This window comes from Kitasatospora sp. Ki12 (assembly GCF_054601375.1).
In genome coordinates this window covers 2001966-2017228 of sequence record NZ_BAAIHT010000003.1, presented here as the reverse complement: position 1 = coordinate 2017228, position 15263 = coordinate 2001966, and the positions used below count along the sequence as shown (strand labels likewise).

At 72.9% G+C, this 15263-nt stretch carries 8 protein-coding genes; 2 read left to right on the top strand and 6 right to left on the bottom strand.

Translation table 11 applies throughout. From position 1 onward, the window contains the following. From ACYP53_RS39370 to ACYP53_RS39345, 6 genes are all read right to left on the bottom strand, one after another. Entirely contained in the window at positions 1-4731 is a 4731-nt protein-coding gene (locus ACYP53_RS39370; protein WP_459650923.1) for a type I polyketide synthase, read from the bottom strand. Positions 4732-4922: 191 nt separating this feature from the next. Continuing rightward, entirely contained in the window at positions 4923-7568 is a 2646-nt protein-coding gene (locus ACYP53_RS39365; protein ID WP_459650922.1) for a LuxR C-terminal-related transcriptional regulator, read from the bottom strand. Positions 7569-8241: 673 nt separating this feature from the next. Then, positions 8242-9084 carry a transglutaminase family protein gene (locus tag ACYP53_RS39360; RefSeq protein ID WP_459650921.1) on the bottom strand — a complete coding sequence of 281 codons (843 nt, stop codon included), beginning with the start codon at positions 9082-9084 and terminating at the stop codon, positions 8242-8244. Between the two features lie 5 nt (positions 9085-9089). Continuing rightward, positions 9090-10058, bottom strand: a complete 969-nt coding sequence (locus ACYP53_RS39355) for an alpha-E domain-containing protein (protein WP_229929106.1) — start codon at positions 10056-10058, stop codon at positions 9090-9092. Next, positions 10055-11626: a circularly permuted type 2 ATP-grasp protein gene (locus ACYP53_RS39350; protein ID WP_459650920.1), complete on the bottom strand. Its 1572-nt coding sequence runs from the start codon at positions 11624-11626 to the stop codon at positions 10055-10057. Before ACYP53_RS39350 ends, ACYP53_RS39355 begins: the two co-directional genes overlap by 4 nt. 308 nt (positions 11627-11934) lie before the next feature. Further along, positions 11935-13638 carry an IclR family transcriptional regulator domain-containing protein gene (locus ACYP53_RS39345; RefSeq protein WP_459650919.1) on the bottom strand — a complete coding sequence of 568 codons (1704 nt, stop codon included), beginning with the start codon at positions 13636-13638 and terminating at the stop codon, positions 11935-11937. Between the two features lie 151 nt (positions 13639-13789). Here ACYP53_RS39345 and ACYP53_RS39340 point away from each other — a divergent pair, with 151 nt between their 5' ends. Beyond that, the gene (locus tag ACYP53_RS39340; RefSeq protein ID WP_459650918.1) at positions 13790-14569 is read left to right on the top strand and encodes a CoA transferase subunit A; all 780 of its coding nucleotides are present in this window, start codon (positions 13790-13792) and stop codon (positions 14567-14569) included. Then, the gene (locus ACYP53_RS39335; protein WP_459650917.1) at positions 14566-15258 is read left to right on the top strand and encodes a CoA transferase subunit B; all 693 of its coding nucleotides are present in this window, start codon (positions 14566-14568) and stop codon (positions 15256-15258) included. The genes ACYP53_RS39340 and ACYP53_RS39335 overlap by 4 nt, the downstream gene beginning before the upstream one ends. Positions 15259-15263 lie beyond the last annotated feature (5 nt).

Below are 15263 nucleotides of genomic sequence, written 5' to 3'. Positions count from 1 at the left end.
TCAGCTCAGGCCGAGTTCCCTGTCAATGAAGTCGAATACGTCGTCCGCGCTGGCGTCGTGCAGCCGGTCACCGAGGTCGGTGTCCTCGTCCGCGCCGTCGCGTGTGGTGAGCCGGGCGACGAGGGCCCGCAGCCGGCCGGTGATCTGGGCGGTGTCGACCGTGTCGGGGTCGAGCACCGCCACGGCCTCCTCCAGGCGGCTCAGTTCGGTGAGGACCGGTGACTCCGCGGCCTCGTCCGGGCAGAGTTCCGCGCGCAGGTAGTCCGCGAGCGCGGCGGGTGTCGCATGGTCGAAGATCAGGGTGCTGGGCAGTGTCCGGCCGGTCACCGCGTTCAGCCGGGTCCGGATGCCGACCGCCGCGACCGAGTCGAAGCCGAGGTCGGTGAACCGCTTGCGCGGCTCCACGGCCTGCCCGGCGTCGTACCCGAGCTGGACGGCGACCTCGGCGCGCACCAGGTCGAGCAGCAGCTTGCGCTGCTCGGCCTCCGACGACCCGGCCAGCCGGTCCAGCAGTTCGGGCCGGGCGCCGGGCTCGGCACCGGCCGGTGCCGCCTCCGCCGCCAGCACGTCCCGCACCTCGGGCACCCCGTCGAGCAGCGGGCGCGGGCGGGTGAGCGTGTACGTGGGGGCGAAGCGCGCCCAGTCGAAGTCGGCCACCACGAGGTGCCCGAGCCCCAGCTCCAGCGCCTGGCCCAGCGTGCCGAGGGCCGCGGCGGGCGCCATCGCGGGCGCGCCGATCCGGTGCAGGATCGCCTTGACCTCGGCGTCGACCATCCCGGCGTCCAGCGGACCCCAGGCGATCGAGGTCGCGGCCAGGCCGCGCGCCAGACGCCGGTGGGCGAGCGCGTCCAGGAAGGCGTTGGCGCTGCCGTACGCGGACTGGCCGGCGCTGCCCCACACCGCGGAACCGGAGGAGAACAGCACGAAGGCGTCCAACTCCTTCTCGCCCAGCAGCTCGTCGAGCAGCAGGGCGCCGCCGACCTTGGCCCGCCGGGTCTCGGCGAACTCCGCGAGCGAGAGGTCGGCGAGCGGCGCGTCGCGCTGCGGAACACCGGCGGCGTGCACCACGGCGCGCAGGTCCGGCAGGCCGTCGAGCAGGGCGGACAGCGCCGCCCGGTCCGTCACGTCGCAGGCCTCCACGGTCACCCGGGTGCCGAGCTCGAAGAGTTCGTCGGCCAACTCGGCGACGCCCTCGGTGGCCAGGCCGCGCCGGCCGGTGAGCACCAGGTGCTCGGCCCCGCAGGACGCCAGCCACCGCGCCACGTGGGCGCCGAATCCGCCGGTTCCGCCGGTGACCAGGGTCGTGCCGGTGGGCCGCCAGGGGTGGCCGGTCGACGCGGCCGGCCGGGCCCGGACCAGACGACGCGCGTGCAGGCCGTCCGCACGGACGGCCACCTCGTCCTCGGTACCCGCCAACGCCGCGCCCAGCCGGCGGTAGTCCGCAGGCCCGGGAGAAGCGGGCAGGTCGATCACGCCGCGCCACACCCCGGGGTGGTCGAGCGCCGCACCGGCCGCCAGGCCCCAGACGGACGCGCCCAGCGGATCCGCCACCTCCTCGGCGGCGGCGACCGCGACGGCGCCGGAGGTCACCGACCAGACCGGTACGGTGAGCCCGGCCTCCACCGCGACCTGGATCAGCAGCACGGTGGCCGCCTCACCCCACGCCAGCTCAGGGTGATCGGGATGCGGCCGGTGGTCGACCGGGAGCAGCGACACGACCCCGGTGATTCCGGGCGTCCGCAGCGCCTGCGCCAGCTCCACGGCCGACGCGTCGGACACCTCGACGGGTACGACCTCCACGCCGTCGGCCCGCAGGCCCTCGACGACCGGTTCGACCGGATGTCCGGCGGGCGCGAGCACCAGCCACCGGCCGGCCGGCGCGGTGCCGTCGGACTCGGCCAGCCGGTGCCACCTCACCTGGTAGCGCCAGGAGTCGACGGTCCGCCGGCGGTGCTCGGCGGCCCGCCAGTCGCGCATCGCGGGGATCACCTCGGCCAGCGCCTCCGGGGTGACGCGCCAGCGGTCCGCGAGCGCCGACACGTCCTCCTGCTCCACGGCCTGCCACAGCTCCGCGTCGGCCGAACTCCCGGCCGGAACGGGCGGGACGGCCCAGTACGTCCGGTGTTGGAAGGCGTAGGTGGGGAGGGGGATGGTGTGGGCGGTGGGGTTGAGGGGGGTGAGGTGGAGGGTGGCGAGGGCGGTGACCAGCTGGTGGACCTCGGGGTGGTTGCGTCGGGTGGTGGGGGTGGTGTTGGGGGTGAGGGGGGTGAGGGCGGCGTCGGGGCCTATTTCGAGGTGGGTGGTGACGCCCTGTTCGGCGAGGTGGGTGACGGCGTCGTGGTAGCGGACGGTGCCGCGCAGGTGGTTGACCCAGTAGTCGGCGGAGACCTCGGTGAGGGGCTGGCCGGTGAGGTTGGAGATGACCGGGATGGTCGGCGTGTGGTGGGTGATGCTCTTGGCGGCCGTCCTGAAGTCTTCGAGGATCGGGTCCATGAGGGGGGAGTGGAAGGCGTGGGAGACGTTCAGGCGGGTGTGCTTGCGGTCGGAGAACTGTGCGAGCACGGCCTCGACGGCTGCCTCGTCGCCCGAAATGACGACGCTGTCAGCCGAGTTGACGGCCGCGATCGTCACGTCCTCGCCGAGCAGCGGGATGACTTCGTCTTCGGTGGCGCGTAGGGCGGCCATGGCTCCGCCGGTGGGGAGGGATTGCATGAGTCGGGCGCGGGCGGAGACGAGGGTGCAGGCGTCGTCGAGGGTGAGGATGCCGGAGGCGTGGGCGGCGGTGATCTCGCCGAGGGAGTGCCCGGCGAGGTAGTCGGCGCGAACTCCCAGCGACTCCAGCAGCCGGTACAGCGCGGTTTCGAAGGCGAAGAGGGCGAGTTGGGCGGTGCCGGTCTGGTTGAGGGCGTCCGGGTCCGCGCCCCACATCACCTCCCGGACGGGGACGTCGAAGCGTGCGAGGACGGCATCCAGTGCCGAGGCGAAGACGGGGAACGCCTCGTACAGCTCCCGGCCCATGCCGGGGCGCTGGGCGCCCTGCCCGGTGAACAGGAAGGCCAGCTGCCCGTCGGTGGCCGTGCCGGTGACGACGGAGGCGTGCCGCGTCCCGCCTGCCAGTGCGCGGAGCCCGACGAGGAGTTCGTCGCGTCCGGTGCCGATGGCGACGGCGCGGTGGTCGAGTCGGGCGCGGGTGGTGGTGAGGGAGTGGGCGATGTCGCGTGGGTCGGCGTCCGTCGCCTCGACGTGCGCGAGCAGCCGGGCCGCCTGGGCCTGCAAGGCGGCCTCGGTGTGCCCGGAGAGCGGCCAGGCGAGCAGGATCTCGTCCGACTGCTCCGGCCCTGACTGCTCCGGCCCTGACCGCTCCGGCCCTGACCGCTCCGGCCCCGCCTCGGCCTCCGGCGCTTCCTCCAGGATGACGTGGGCGTTGGTGCCGCTGACGCCGAAGGAGGAGACACCGGCCCTGCGCGGGCGCCCGGTCTTCGGCCACTCCCGGGCCTCGGTGAGGAGTTCGACCTGCCCGGCCGACCAGTCGACGTGGGTCGTCGGCTGGTCGACGTGCAGGGTCTTCGGCAGCACGCCGTGCCGCATGGCCTCGACCATCTTGATGATGCCGCCGACGCCGGCCGCGGCCTGCGAGTGTCCGATGTTGGACTTCAACGAGCCCAGCCAGAGCGGCTCGTCGCGGTCCTGCCCGTAGGTGGCGAGCAGGGCCTGGGCCTCGATCGGGTCGCCCAGCGTGGTGCCCGTCCCGTGCGCCTCGACCACGTCGACGTCGGCTGCCGTGAGCTGGGCGTTGGCCAGCGCGGCGCGGATGACGCGCTGCTGGGCGGGGCCGTTGGGTGCGGTGAGGCCGTTGGAGGCGCCGTCCTGGTTGACGGCGGAGCCGCGGACGACGGCGAGGACGCGGTGTCCGTTGGCCTGGGCGTCGCTGAGGCGTTCCAGCAGGAGCATGCCGGCGCCCTCGCCCCAGCCGGTGCCGTCGGCGGCGTCGGCGAAGGACTTGCAGCGGCCGTCGCGGGAGAGCCCCCGCTGGTTGCTGAAGTCGATGAAGGTCTCGGGCGTGGCCATGATGTTGGCGCCGCCGGCCAGGGCGAGGGTGCACTCGCCGGAGCGCAGCGCCTGCATCGCCCAGTGCAGGGCGACCAGCGAGGAGGAGCAGGCGGTGTCGACGGACACGGCCGGGCCCTCCAGCCCGAGGCTGTACGCGACCACGCCGGAGGCGAGGCTCCCGGCGTTCGCGCTGCCCGCGTAGTCGTGGTAGACGAGACCGGCGAACACCCCGGTGGCGGTGCCCTTGAGGGAGGTGGGGTCGAAGCCGCCGCGCTCCAGGGCCTCCCAGGTCAGCTCCAGCAGCAGTCGCTGCTGGGGGTCCATGGTGAGGGCGTCCTTGGGGCTGATGCGGAACAGCTCGGCGTCGAAATCGCCCGCATCGTGCAGAAATCCGCCGTCCCGGCAGTAGGTCTTGCCCGGGACGGCGGGTTCGGGGTCGTAGAGGGCTTCGTTATTCCATCCCCGATTATCCGGGAAATCGCTGATGGCATCGCGGCCGGCGGCGACCAGCTCCCAGAGGCCGGCGGGCGACTGGACCCCCCCGGGGTACCGGCAACTCATGCCGACGATGGCGATGGGTTCCCGGCTCCGCGCCTCGGCCTGGTTCAGCCGCCACCGCGTCTGCTGCAATTCGGCGGTGGCTTTGCGGAGATAGTCCCGGAGCTTGTCGTCATTCGCCAACTCTGCACCAACCGTTTCCTGGGAAAAGGCAGCCAGGCAACGGGCTGCGAAATTCAGGCGGAATAACGCGGCCAACGCTACGGGAGGGGTCGGGCGGACCCAACCCCTCCCCACCCCAGATGGGGTGCCGGGCTGACCCCTGCTGTCCCGGGAACCCCGGCAGGGGCTCGGAGGGGGCGGGGCCGGTGGTGTCAGACGCCTTCGGCGGCACCGACGCGCAGCTCGGTGGGGAGCTGGTCGCGGTTGCGGATGTTCATCTTGCGGTAGATCCGGGTGAGGTGCTGTTCGACCGTGCTGACGGTGACGAACAGCCGGTCGGCGATGTCCCGGTTGGCGTAGCCCTGGGCGGCCAGCACGGCCACCCGCCGCTCGGACTGGCTGAGCTGGGCGTACGGCGTGTCGTCCTCGCCCGGGGCCGCCGGGCCCGGGGCTGCCGCCTGACTGGTCGGATGCTTGGGCATCAGGGTCTGGCAGAGCTTCTCGGCCTTGCAGTTCCGGGCCATCCGCCAGGCGCGGCGGGCCGTGATCCTGGCCTGCGCCTTGTCGGGCATGACCCGGCTCAGGTCGGAGAGGGCACAGGCGGCCTCGTAGTAGGAGGCGCTGTGCTGGAGCTCCTCGAAGGCCCGCTCCAGGATCGCCGGGCGCTCGGAGAGCGGCTTCGCCTGGGCGAGGATCCGCAGGGCCATCCCGCGCACCCGCCCCGGGGCCCTGGTCAGCCGAAGCTGCTCCTCCACCAGGGCGGTGGCCTGCCTGGGTTCGTCGAGGCTCAGCAGCGCCTCGGCCGCGCCGAGGCGCCAGGGCGCCATGGCGGGCAGGTCCATGTTCCAGCTGCGCATCAGCTCGCCGCAGGCCATGAAGTCGGCGTGCGCGGCGTGCGCCCGCTGGCCGGCCAGGTGGTGCCGTCCGCGCGCGTAGAGGTAGTGCAGACCGGCGATGGTCTGGAACAGCGAGCGCGGGACGGGCTGGGCGAAGCAGGCGGCGGCGGTCTCGTAGTCGCCCATCGCGGTGCTGGCCTCGGCCAGGGCGGCGATCGCGTGCCCGAGGCTGATGTTCAGCTCGTGCTCGGGGACGTGGCCCAGCGCGTCCGAGGCGAACTCGGAGGCGGCGCCCAGGTCGCCCTGGCGGAAGGCGATCATCGACCGGAACCCGAGCAGCATCAGCCGGGTGGTCGGTGTCTGGTGCTGCCGCGCCTGGGTCAGCAGGCGCTCGCACCAGGCGTCCGCGGATTCCAGGCGTTCGGCGTAGATCAGGCTCAGGAGTGCCGGGACGGCGCAGCCGAGCGGGCCGTTCTCCAGCCCCTCGTCCTGCAGGATCTGCTCGACCTGGGCGATCGTGTGGTCGTCCGCGACGTTGCGGAGCACGGCGGACAGCGCGGAGGCCAGCCGCAGGTGCGGTGACGTGGAGTGCCGCGGGGCCGTGGTGTCGAGCTCGTCGCCGTTCAGCGGGCGGTCCAGCCGCGCGGACACGCCGGGGTAGATGGAGGACATCAGCAGCCGGGTGATGTGGAGTTCCTCCGCGACCTCCGGGATGCCGTCGAGGTAGCCGATCATCTCCAGCGCGTCGTCGTGCTGGAGGTTCCACAGCAGGGCCGTCGCCGAGGCGAGCACGCTGTCGGAGCAGATCTTGCCGGCCAGCATCGGCCCCTTGAGGGTGAGGAAGCGGGAGCTGGCGCTCGGCTCCTGGAGCCACCTCAGCTGGGTGATCTGGGCCCGCAACTCGTACCGCGAGGCCTCGTTGGTGCAGCAGTCGTGGGCGAGCTTGAGGCAGGCGATGGCGCGGGCGAGGTCGTTGCCCGCCTGGGCCCGCCGGGCCGCCTCGCGCAGGATGGGCAGGGCCCAGTCGTGCTGGACGGGCCCGACCGCGAGGAGCTGCTCGGCGATGGTGGTGACCGGCGCGCCGTCGTCGTACAGCAGCCCGGCGGCCCGGGAACGGATCTCGACGTGCTCGCCCGCCGGTACGTCCGCGAGGATCGCGGCCTGGGTGACCCGGTGCGGGAACCCGCCGTCGCGCAGGATCCCGGAGGCGGTGAGCAGGTCGACGCCCCGCTGTCCGGTGCCGGCGTCGACCTCGCTCAGCCGGCTGACCAGGTGGAGGTCGGTCGCGGTGCCCAGGACCGCGACGGCGCGGGCGATACGAACCCCCAGCGGCCCCAGGGCGCGGACGCAGGCCACCACGGCGTGCTGGTAGCCGCGGCCCACGGCGATCCCGGAGTCGGCATCCGGCTCCACCCGGTCGCGGTCGTCGAGCAGTGCCCTGACCAGGACGGGGTTGCCGCCGCTCAGCTCGTGGAGGCGGGTGGCCCAGTGCGGCGTGGGCCAGGCCCCGGGGCTGTCGGAGCACAGCTGCCGGATGCCGTCGCGGGTGAGCGGCTTGAGCTGGATCCGCCGGACGTTCGATCCGTAGATGAACTCGTCCACGGCCGGCAGCGGCCGGTCCTCCACACCGGGGGCCCAGGTCACCGCGATCAGGACCGGCGCGAAGAGCATCCGCCGGGTGAGGTAGCGGAGCGACCGCAGGCTCTCCGCGTCCGCGAACTGGATGTCGTCGACGATGATCAGCACCGGCCCGTGGTCGGCCAGGCGCACCACCGCGCGGTGCGCGTCGTCGGCGATCCGGGCGCGGTCCTCCAGCCGCTCCCGCATCACCAGCTGATCGAGGATTCCGAACGGGACGTCCCGTTCGTCGCGCGAGCAGGACGCGCTGAGCACGGTGGCCCCGGCCGCTCCGGCCCGCGTTTTGAGGTCCCGCAGCATCGTGGTTTTCCCGGTCGCCGTGGTGCCGCTGATGACGGCCACGACACTGTTTCCACTGAAGGCCTCTGCGGCGAGCTCATCCATTTGTCTCGCAGCGGCCGCGTGCTCCACCAACAACAAGGCTCAAACCCCCCGGTTTTGAGATCCGCTCGACTGGAAACAAGTCACCTGCACCCCTGGTGACCTCGGTTTTCGGGCGAGCAAAATCAATTCACAGTCGGAACTTTGCCAATCCTTTTGAAAACAATGGGGAAACATGGCGGCGCTCTAACTGTTTACATACCAAAGGCTAGGCATGCGGGGTGCTTCCGGTCAAGTTCGTTCGGCTGGCGAGACCGAGAGATAGGTCATGTCGTAATACGGCGATGACGGTGCAAGGGACGGGCGATGTGGGCATATCGACGCAGTTCGTGAACCCGGCGATGTCCCGGTGGCGCGGAATCGGCGGACGGGGGGTGCCGAGACCCGGCGGGGGCGCGACCGGGCCGGTCGCCAGGGGGTCGTAGGGGTTGCCGTCGAGGGGGGAGTGGGGTGGGGTTCCATCGTGGAGGTGAAGATGGAGACGGTGGCGGCGGACGAAGAGAAGAGGGGCGAGACCCCGGGCGGGGTTTCGGCCGCCGGACTCGACCTCACCCGCTCACCGGCACCGTCCGCGTCCCTTCGAGACCTGCCTGACGAGCCGGGGCGGGATCGTCGTCGCGCATCTGATCCGAGGCGGCGGAGCCTGGGGGCCGCTCCGCCGCGTGATGTGTTCGGGTCAGGCGAGGCGGGTGAATTCCACTCGCACCTGGGGCAGTTCGCCGGGCGCGCCGCGGTAGACGCCCTTGTGCGGGGGCACGTCGCCGTACTCGCGCCCGCGTGCGACGATGACGTGGGACTCGCCGGGGCGGGTGCCGTTGGTCGGGTCCTGGCCGATCCACTCGCCCGCCCAGTACTCGACCCAGGCATGGCTCTCGCCGGCCACCGGCCGGTCGAGTTCGGCGTCGGGGGAGGGGTGCAGGTAGCCGGACACGTACCGGGTCGGGATGCCGGCCGCGCGGAGCAGGGCCGCGGTGAGGTGGGCGAAGTCCTGGCAGACACCCGCCCGTTGGTCCCAGGCGTCCTGTGCTCCGCTGTGTACGCCGGTGGTTCCCCGGGTGTAGGAGACGCGCTCCCTGACCAGGTCGGTCAGCGCCGCCGCGGCCTGGTGGGCGTCCAGGCCGTCGGCGGCCGCACAGGCCTGGGCGGCGAGGTCCGGGCTCACCGTGGTGCGCGGTGTCGCGGAGAGGTACTCGGTCAGCCGGGAGTCGGCCGACCGCGCGGCGATCTCGGCGCGGTCGAGCGGTGTGGGCAGCGGGGTCGGCGGGGCGGTCTCGACCAGGCTGGTCGCCGTCAGCGAGAGGCTGGTGTGCGAGTCGGTCAGGTCGAACACGGTGACCTGGGTACCCCAGTAGTCCCAGTAGGTCCACAGCGAGGCGGCCGGGGCCACGTCCAGCCGGGAGTCCAGGACGGTCTGGGTGGGCAGAGTGAGCGGGCTCATCCGCACCTCGTTGTACGAGGAGCCGGCCGGGCTCGGGTATCCCACCCGGGTCTCGTGCCGTATCCGCAGTCGGCCGGCCATCGCTTTCACGCTCCCTCTCGCGTCACGGACTGGTGGGACCACTCGATCGGGCCGTCGTAGGGGAAGTAGCGCTCGGCCACGGCCCGGGTGGCCTCGCCGCAGGCGAGCTGGAGTTCGCTCAGCAGTGCGGGCAGTTGCTCCAGCTCGGCGGAGTCCAGGTACTCCAGCCTGGTGCGCATCCGGCCCACGGCCAGCCGCGCGGGTTCGGGCCGCTGCCAGGCGGACGTGCCGCCGCCGAGTTCGACGAGGCACTCCTCGGCGGCGCTCAGGGCGTGCAGGACGGAGCGCGGGAATCCCCGGTCGAGCAGCAGGAAGGCCGCCACCTCGCCCGGGTCGCTGCCGGCCCCGCGGGCGCGGACGAAGGCCTCCTCGGCGCCGCTGGCGCTGAGCAGCGTGGGCCAGTCGGGCGCGTGGACGGCTGCGAGCACCCGGACGGCGAGCAGCCGGGCGATCATGTCGACCCGCTCCAGGCTCCGCCCGAGGACGACGAAGCGCCAGCCGTCGTCACGGCTCATGGTGGAGTCGGCGAGCCCGAAGAACAGGGCGGCGCGGCGGCGGACCAGCCCGAGGTAGGCGTCCGGTCCGGTGCGGCGCGCGGCGCGCTGGTGCTCGGCGAGCTGGTGCCAGGTGGAGTTGAGGGTCTCCCACATCTCGGTGGAGACCACGTCGCGTGCGGTCAGCGCGTTCTGCCGGGCCGCCCTGAGCGCGCCCTCGATGGAGCCGGGGCTGGCCGCGTCGAAGGCGAGCCGGGCCAGGACCGAGTCCATGTCGCAGTGCTGTTCGCCCGGGACGGCCACGCCGAGGATGGCGTGCAGCGAGCGGCAGGCGGCGTCCTCGTCGCTCCACGGGTCTTCCAGCAGCCGGTGCAGGTAGGCGTCCAGGATGCGGGCGGTGTCGTCGGCGCGTTCCACGTAGCGGCCGACCCAGAAGAGGGATTCGGCGATCCGGGAGAGCATGGTGTCGGTGGTGATCACTGCTGCTGTGCCTCCTCCTGGGGCGGGCCGCCGAGCGTGCTCGTGCCGCCGGGTCCGAACTGGCGCGGACTCACTTCGCTCACCGCGGTGGACCGCTCGCCGGTGGTCCGGCTCGGCGGTGCGTCGGGCGCCAGCACCCAGGTGTCCTTGGATCCACCGCCCTGGCTGGAGTTGACGATCAGGTTGCCCTCTCCGAGGGCCACCCGGGTCAGCCCGCCGGGGACCAGCCAGACGTCGCTGCCGTCGTGGACGGCGAACGGCCGCAGGTCGATGTGGCGGGGAGCGAGTCCGTCCTGGCCGTCGCCGCGACGGCTCAGGGTCGGCGAGGTGGACAGCGCCACCGGACGCTGGGCGATCCAGCCGCGCGGGTCCGCCTTCACCTCCTCGGCCAGGCGGTCGAGCGCGTCCCGCTCGGCCCGCGGGCCGATCACGATGCCCTTGCCGCCGGCGCCGTCGACCGGCTTCAGGACCAGCCGGTCCAGCTGGTCCAGTACCTCCTCCAGCCGGCCCGGCTCCTCCGGGCGGATGGTCTCCACGTTCGGCAGCAGCGGCTCCTCCGCCAGGTAGTAGCGGATCAGGTCGGGGACGTAGGTGTAGAGCAGCTTGTCGTCGGCGATGCCGTTGCCCACGGCGTTGGCGAGGGTGACGTTCCCGGCGTGGGCGGCGGACATGATGCCCGGGACGCCGATCAGCGAGTCCGGGCGGAAGTGCAGCGGGTCGAGGAAGTCGTCGTCGAGCCGCCGGTAGATCACGTGGACCGGGGTCTCCCCGCGGGTGGTGCGCATCCGGACCTTGTTGCCGGAGCAGACCAGGTCGCGGCCCTCGACCAGTTGGACGCCCATCAGCCGTGCCAGCAGGGCGTGTTCGAAGTAGGCCGCGTTGGCCACGCCCGGGGTGAGGACGACCACCACCGGATCGGTCACGCCCTCGGGAGCGCAGGCCTTGAGGGCGGCCAGCAGGCGCTGCGGGTACTCGTCCACCGGGCGTACGGGCTGCTCGGCGAAGAGGGCCGGGAAGGTCCGGGTCATCACCCGGCGGTTCTCGATCACGTACGAGACGCCGGACGGCACCCGGACGTTGTCCTCCAGCACCCGGAACCGGCCCTCCTCGTCCCGGACCAGGTCGATCCCGGAGACGTGGACGCGGACCCCGTTCGGCGGTTCTATGCCGTGCGCCGCCCGGTGGAAGTGCGGCGAGGAGTACAGCAGCCGGTAGGGCACCACACCGTCGGCGAAGACCCGCTGCCTGCCGTAGGCGTCGGCGAGGAAGGCCTCCAGGGCGAGGACCCGTTGCCGGACGCCCCGGCTCAGCCGGTCCCATTCGACGGCGTCGAGCAGGCGTGGCACCAGGTCGAGCGGGAAGGGGCGTTCCTCGCCACCGTAGGAGTAGGTCACGCCGCGATCCGTGAAGGCACGGGCCATCTGGTCGGTGCGGTACCGGAGTTCGAGGGAGTCCAGGGGGCTCAGGGCGGCGAACACGGCCTCGTAGGCCGGTCTCACCACTCCGGGGCGCTCGAACATCTCGTCCCACGCGTCCGCTGTCGTGTACGAGTCGAATATGTCGGCCATGGCGAGACGCTATGGCCGGTCGGTTTCGACCGTGTGACGGCCGGACTACCGAAAGCACCGCATCCCAGCTCAGCTGTGCCGTGGCCGTCGGCACCCACCGGCGAAGGCCCTGCTCGCGGCGGGGTACGCCGGGCGCGGCGGCACGACGGATCGTCATGTCTCCGCTGCCCGGCGCGGAGAGGGCTCGCGCGCGGTCGGCGGGCGGCGTCGAAGGGCGGCGACAGCGGACGACGACAGCGGACGGCGACAACGGACGGCAAAGGCCGCGGGGGTTGTGCGGATGACCGGTCGGCGGCCGCGGTGTCACCTCATCGGATGCGGGATCCGGTGAAGCGTGAGACGACGGCCAGGTCGTCCCCGATCCGGCGGGCGGCCTCCCGCAGTGGGGGGAGGACGGTGTCGCGGATCTGGTCGGCGGTGCCACGGCTGGCGTGGAGGGCGACGTTGGCGGCGGCGATGACCCGTCCGAGGTCGTCGGTGACGGGGACGGCGAGGGAGCACAGCCCCTCCTCCAGCTCCTGGTCGACCAGCGCCCAGCCCTCCCGCGCCGCCGTGGCCAGGGCATGCGAGAGCGCCGGGACGGTCGTCCTGGTGCGGGGGGTGAACTGGCGGGGCGTCACCCGGCTGAGGTGGTCCAGACGTTCCTGCTCGGGCAGTGCCGCCAGGAGCACCCGGCCCATCGAGGTGGCGTACGCGGGGAACCGGGTGCCCACGGTGATGTCGACCCGCATGATGCGCGAGGCGGCGACGCGGGCGAGGTAGCGGATGTCGTCGCCGTCGAGGACGGCGACGGACGCCGATTCGTGGACCTGTTCCACCAGGGCGGCCAGATGGGGCCTGGCGATCTGGGCGAACGTCAGCTGGGACAGCCGGGGGAAGCCGAGGTCCATGACGCGGGGGAGCAGCCGGTAGCCGTCCGGTTCGGCGGTGGCGTAGCCGAGGTGCTGGAGGGTGATCAGGGCCCGGCGGGCCGTGGCGCGGGGGAGCGCGGTGGCGCGCGCTGTGTCGGCCAGGCTCATGGGTCCGCGCCGCGACCCGAGGGCGCGCAGGACGTCGAGTCCGCGCGCCAGTGACTGCAGGAATCCTGAGCCCAGCTCCTCCTTCAGCGAGCTGTCGAAGGCCGCGAGGGCGTCCGCGGGCGGTGGAGGGGCCGGGGCCTGGGAGCGCAGCGTGTGTTCCATGGCGTCGACGGTGGAGCGCAGCCGGGGGAGGGCGTGCTCGGCCAATGACGGGGCGGTGTGGCGGCTCGTGTGGCTGACGACGCTGACGGCGCAGACCGTGGTGCCCGAGGGGTCGCGGACGGGCAGGGCCACGGCGACCAGCCCCGGTTCGATCAGTTGGTCGTCCAGCGACGAGCCGGTCTCGCGGGCCGCCCGCACCCGGTCGTCGAAGGCCGCCTCGACCTGCCGGCCGTCGTCGGCTCCGGTCCGCTTCGGGACGGCGGGGAAGCGGCTGTCGAGCGGATCCGTCCGGCGCCGGGTCAGCCAGCGCTCGCGCTCGGCCTCGGTCCACCGGGCGGCGAACAGGGCCCCGGGCGCGCAGCGCTCGGCCGGCAGCAGGTCGCCGATCCGGAACGAGACGGCCATCGTCCGCCGCCGCGGGGCCTGGGTGATGAACCGCACGCCGTCCTCGTCGGGTACGGCGATCGACACGGACTCGTCCAGCCGGTCGGCGAGTGCGGACGCGTGCGGCGCGAGCGCCTCGGGCAGTCCGCAGGAGGCCAGGTAGGCGTTGCCGAACTCCATCAGCCGGGGGGTGAGCAGCAGGTCGCGTCCGTCGGAGCGCAGATGGCCGAGGCGGGTGAGCGTGGTCGCGACCCGGTCGACGGTCGAGCGGGCGAGTCCGGTCTCGCGGGCGAGGTCGCCGGCGCGCTGCCGCGGACTCGGGTCGGCCGCCATGGCGCGGAGCACCGCCAGGCCGCGCTCCAGTGGCCGGACCGATTCATCCGGGGAGACCGCGTCCGGCGAAACCGCATCCGGGGAGACCGGTTCATCCGGGGAAGAGGCGGTCATCTCGGACCCTCCTGATCGGTGGCACGGAAGCCGTGGCGAGGCATTGACACGGCCGGTACGGCGGCGCACACTCTGGCCCCGCCATTATGCACGATCGTTCACCAGGCGAACGCCATGGCTCGACGGAATGGCTCGACGAATGGGTCAACACATGGACAAAGTGGTTGCGACCGCCGAGGAAGCGGTCGCGGACATCGGCGACGGCTCCTCGCTGGCCGTCGGAGGGTTCGGCCTCAGCGGCGTGCCGAACGTCCTGATCCAGGCGCTGTACGGGCGCGGATCCACCCGCCTCAGCGTGGTCTCCAACAACTGCGGCGTGGACGGCGGCGGCCTCGGCCTGCTGCTGGCGGTCGGCAGGATCAGCCGGGTCACCGGCAGCTACGTCGGCGAGAACAAGGAGTTCGCCCGCCAGTACCTCGGCGGCGAGCTGGAGTTGGAGCTGGTCCCGCAGGGGACGCTGGCCGAGCGGCTGCGGGCGGGCGGCTGCGGCATCCCGGCGTTCTTCACCCCGGCCGGCGTCGGCACCCAGGTCGCCGACGGCGGGCTGCCCTGGCGCCACGGCCCGGACGGCAGCGTGGCGGTCGCCTCGCCGCCCAAGGAGATCCGTGAGTACGACGGGCGCGACCACGTCCTCGAACGCGGCATCACCACCGACTTCGCCCTGGTCCGAGCGGCCAGGGGCGACCGCCACGGGAACCTGGTCTTCAACAAGGCCGCGCGCAACTTCAACCCGCTGGCGGCGATGGCGGGCCGGATCACCGTCGCCGAGGTCGAAGAGCTCGTCGAACCGGGCGAGTTGGACCCGGACGAGGTGCACCTGCCCGGTGTGTTCGTGCAGCGCGTGGTCGCGCTGACCCCGGAACAGGCCGCCGACAAGGGCATCGAGCGGCGGACGGTCTCCGCGCCTCCGGCACGAGGGGCGGCGCGGTGAGCTGGACCAGGCAGGAGATGGCCGCCCGGGCCGCCCGGGAGCTGGCCGACGGCAGCTACGTCAACCTCGGCATCGGGCTGCCCACGCTGGTGCCCAACCACCTCCCCGAGGGCGTCGACGTCGTCCTCCAGTCGGAGAACGGCCTGCTCGGCGTCGGCCCGTACCCGACCGAGACCGAGGTCGACCCCGACCTGATCAACGCCGGCAAGGAGACCGTGACCGTGCTCCCGGGTGCGGCGTTCTTCGACTCCGCCCTCTCCTTCGGGATGATCCGCGGCGGCCACATCGACGCCGCGATCCTCGGCGCCATGCAGGTCTCCGCCCGCGGCGACCTGGCCAACTGGATGGTCCCCGGAAAGATGGTCAAGGGCATGGGCGGCGCGATGGACCTGGTCCACGGCGCCCGCCGGGTCATCGTGGTGATGGAGCACACCGCCAAGGACGGCACCCCGAAGGTCGTCGCCGAGTGCTCGCTCCCGCTGACCGGCCGGCGCTGCGTCCACCGCGTCATCACCGATCTGGGCGTCCTCGACGTCACCGACGACGGGCTGGTGCTGGTCGAGACCGCCCCCGGCGTGACCCCCGAAGAGATCGTCCGGCGCACGGCCGCGCCCGTGCGGATCGCCGTCCCCGTCGGCCGGGGCCCGGCTCCCGTCGGCCAGGGTCCCGTCCTCTCCCCGGAAAGGTGACCGAC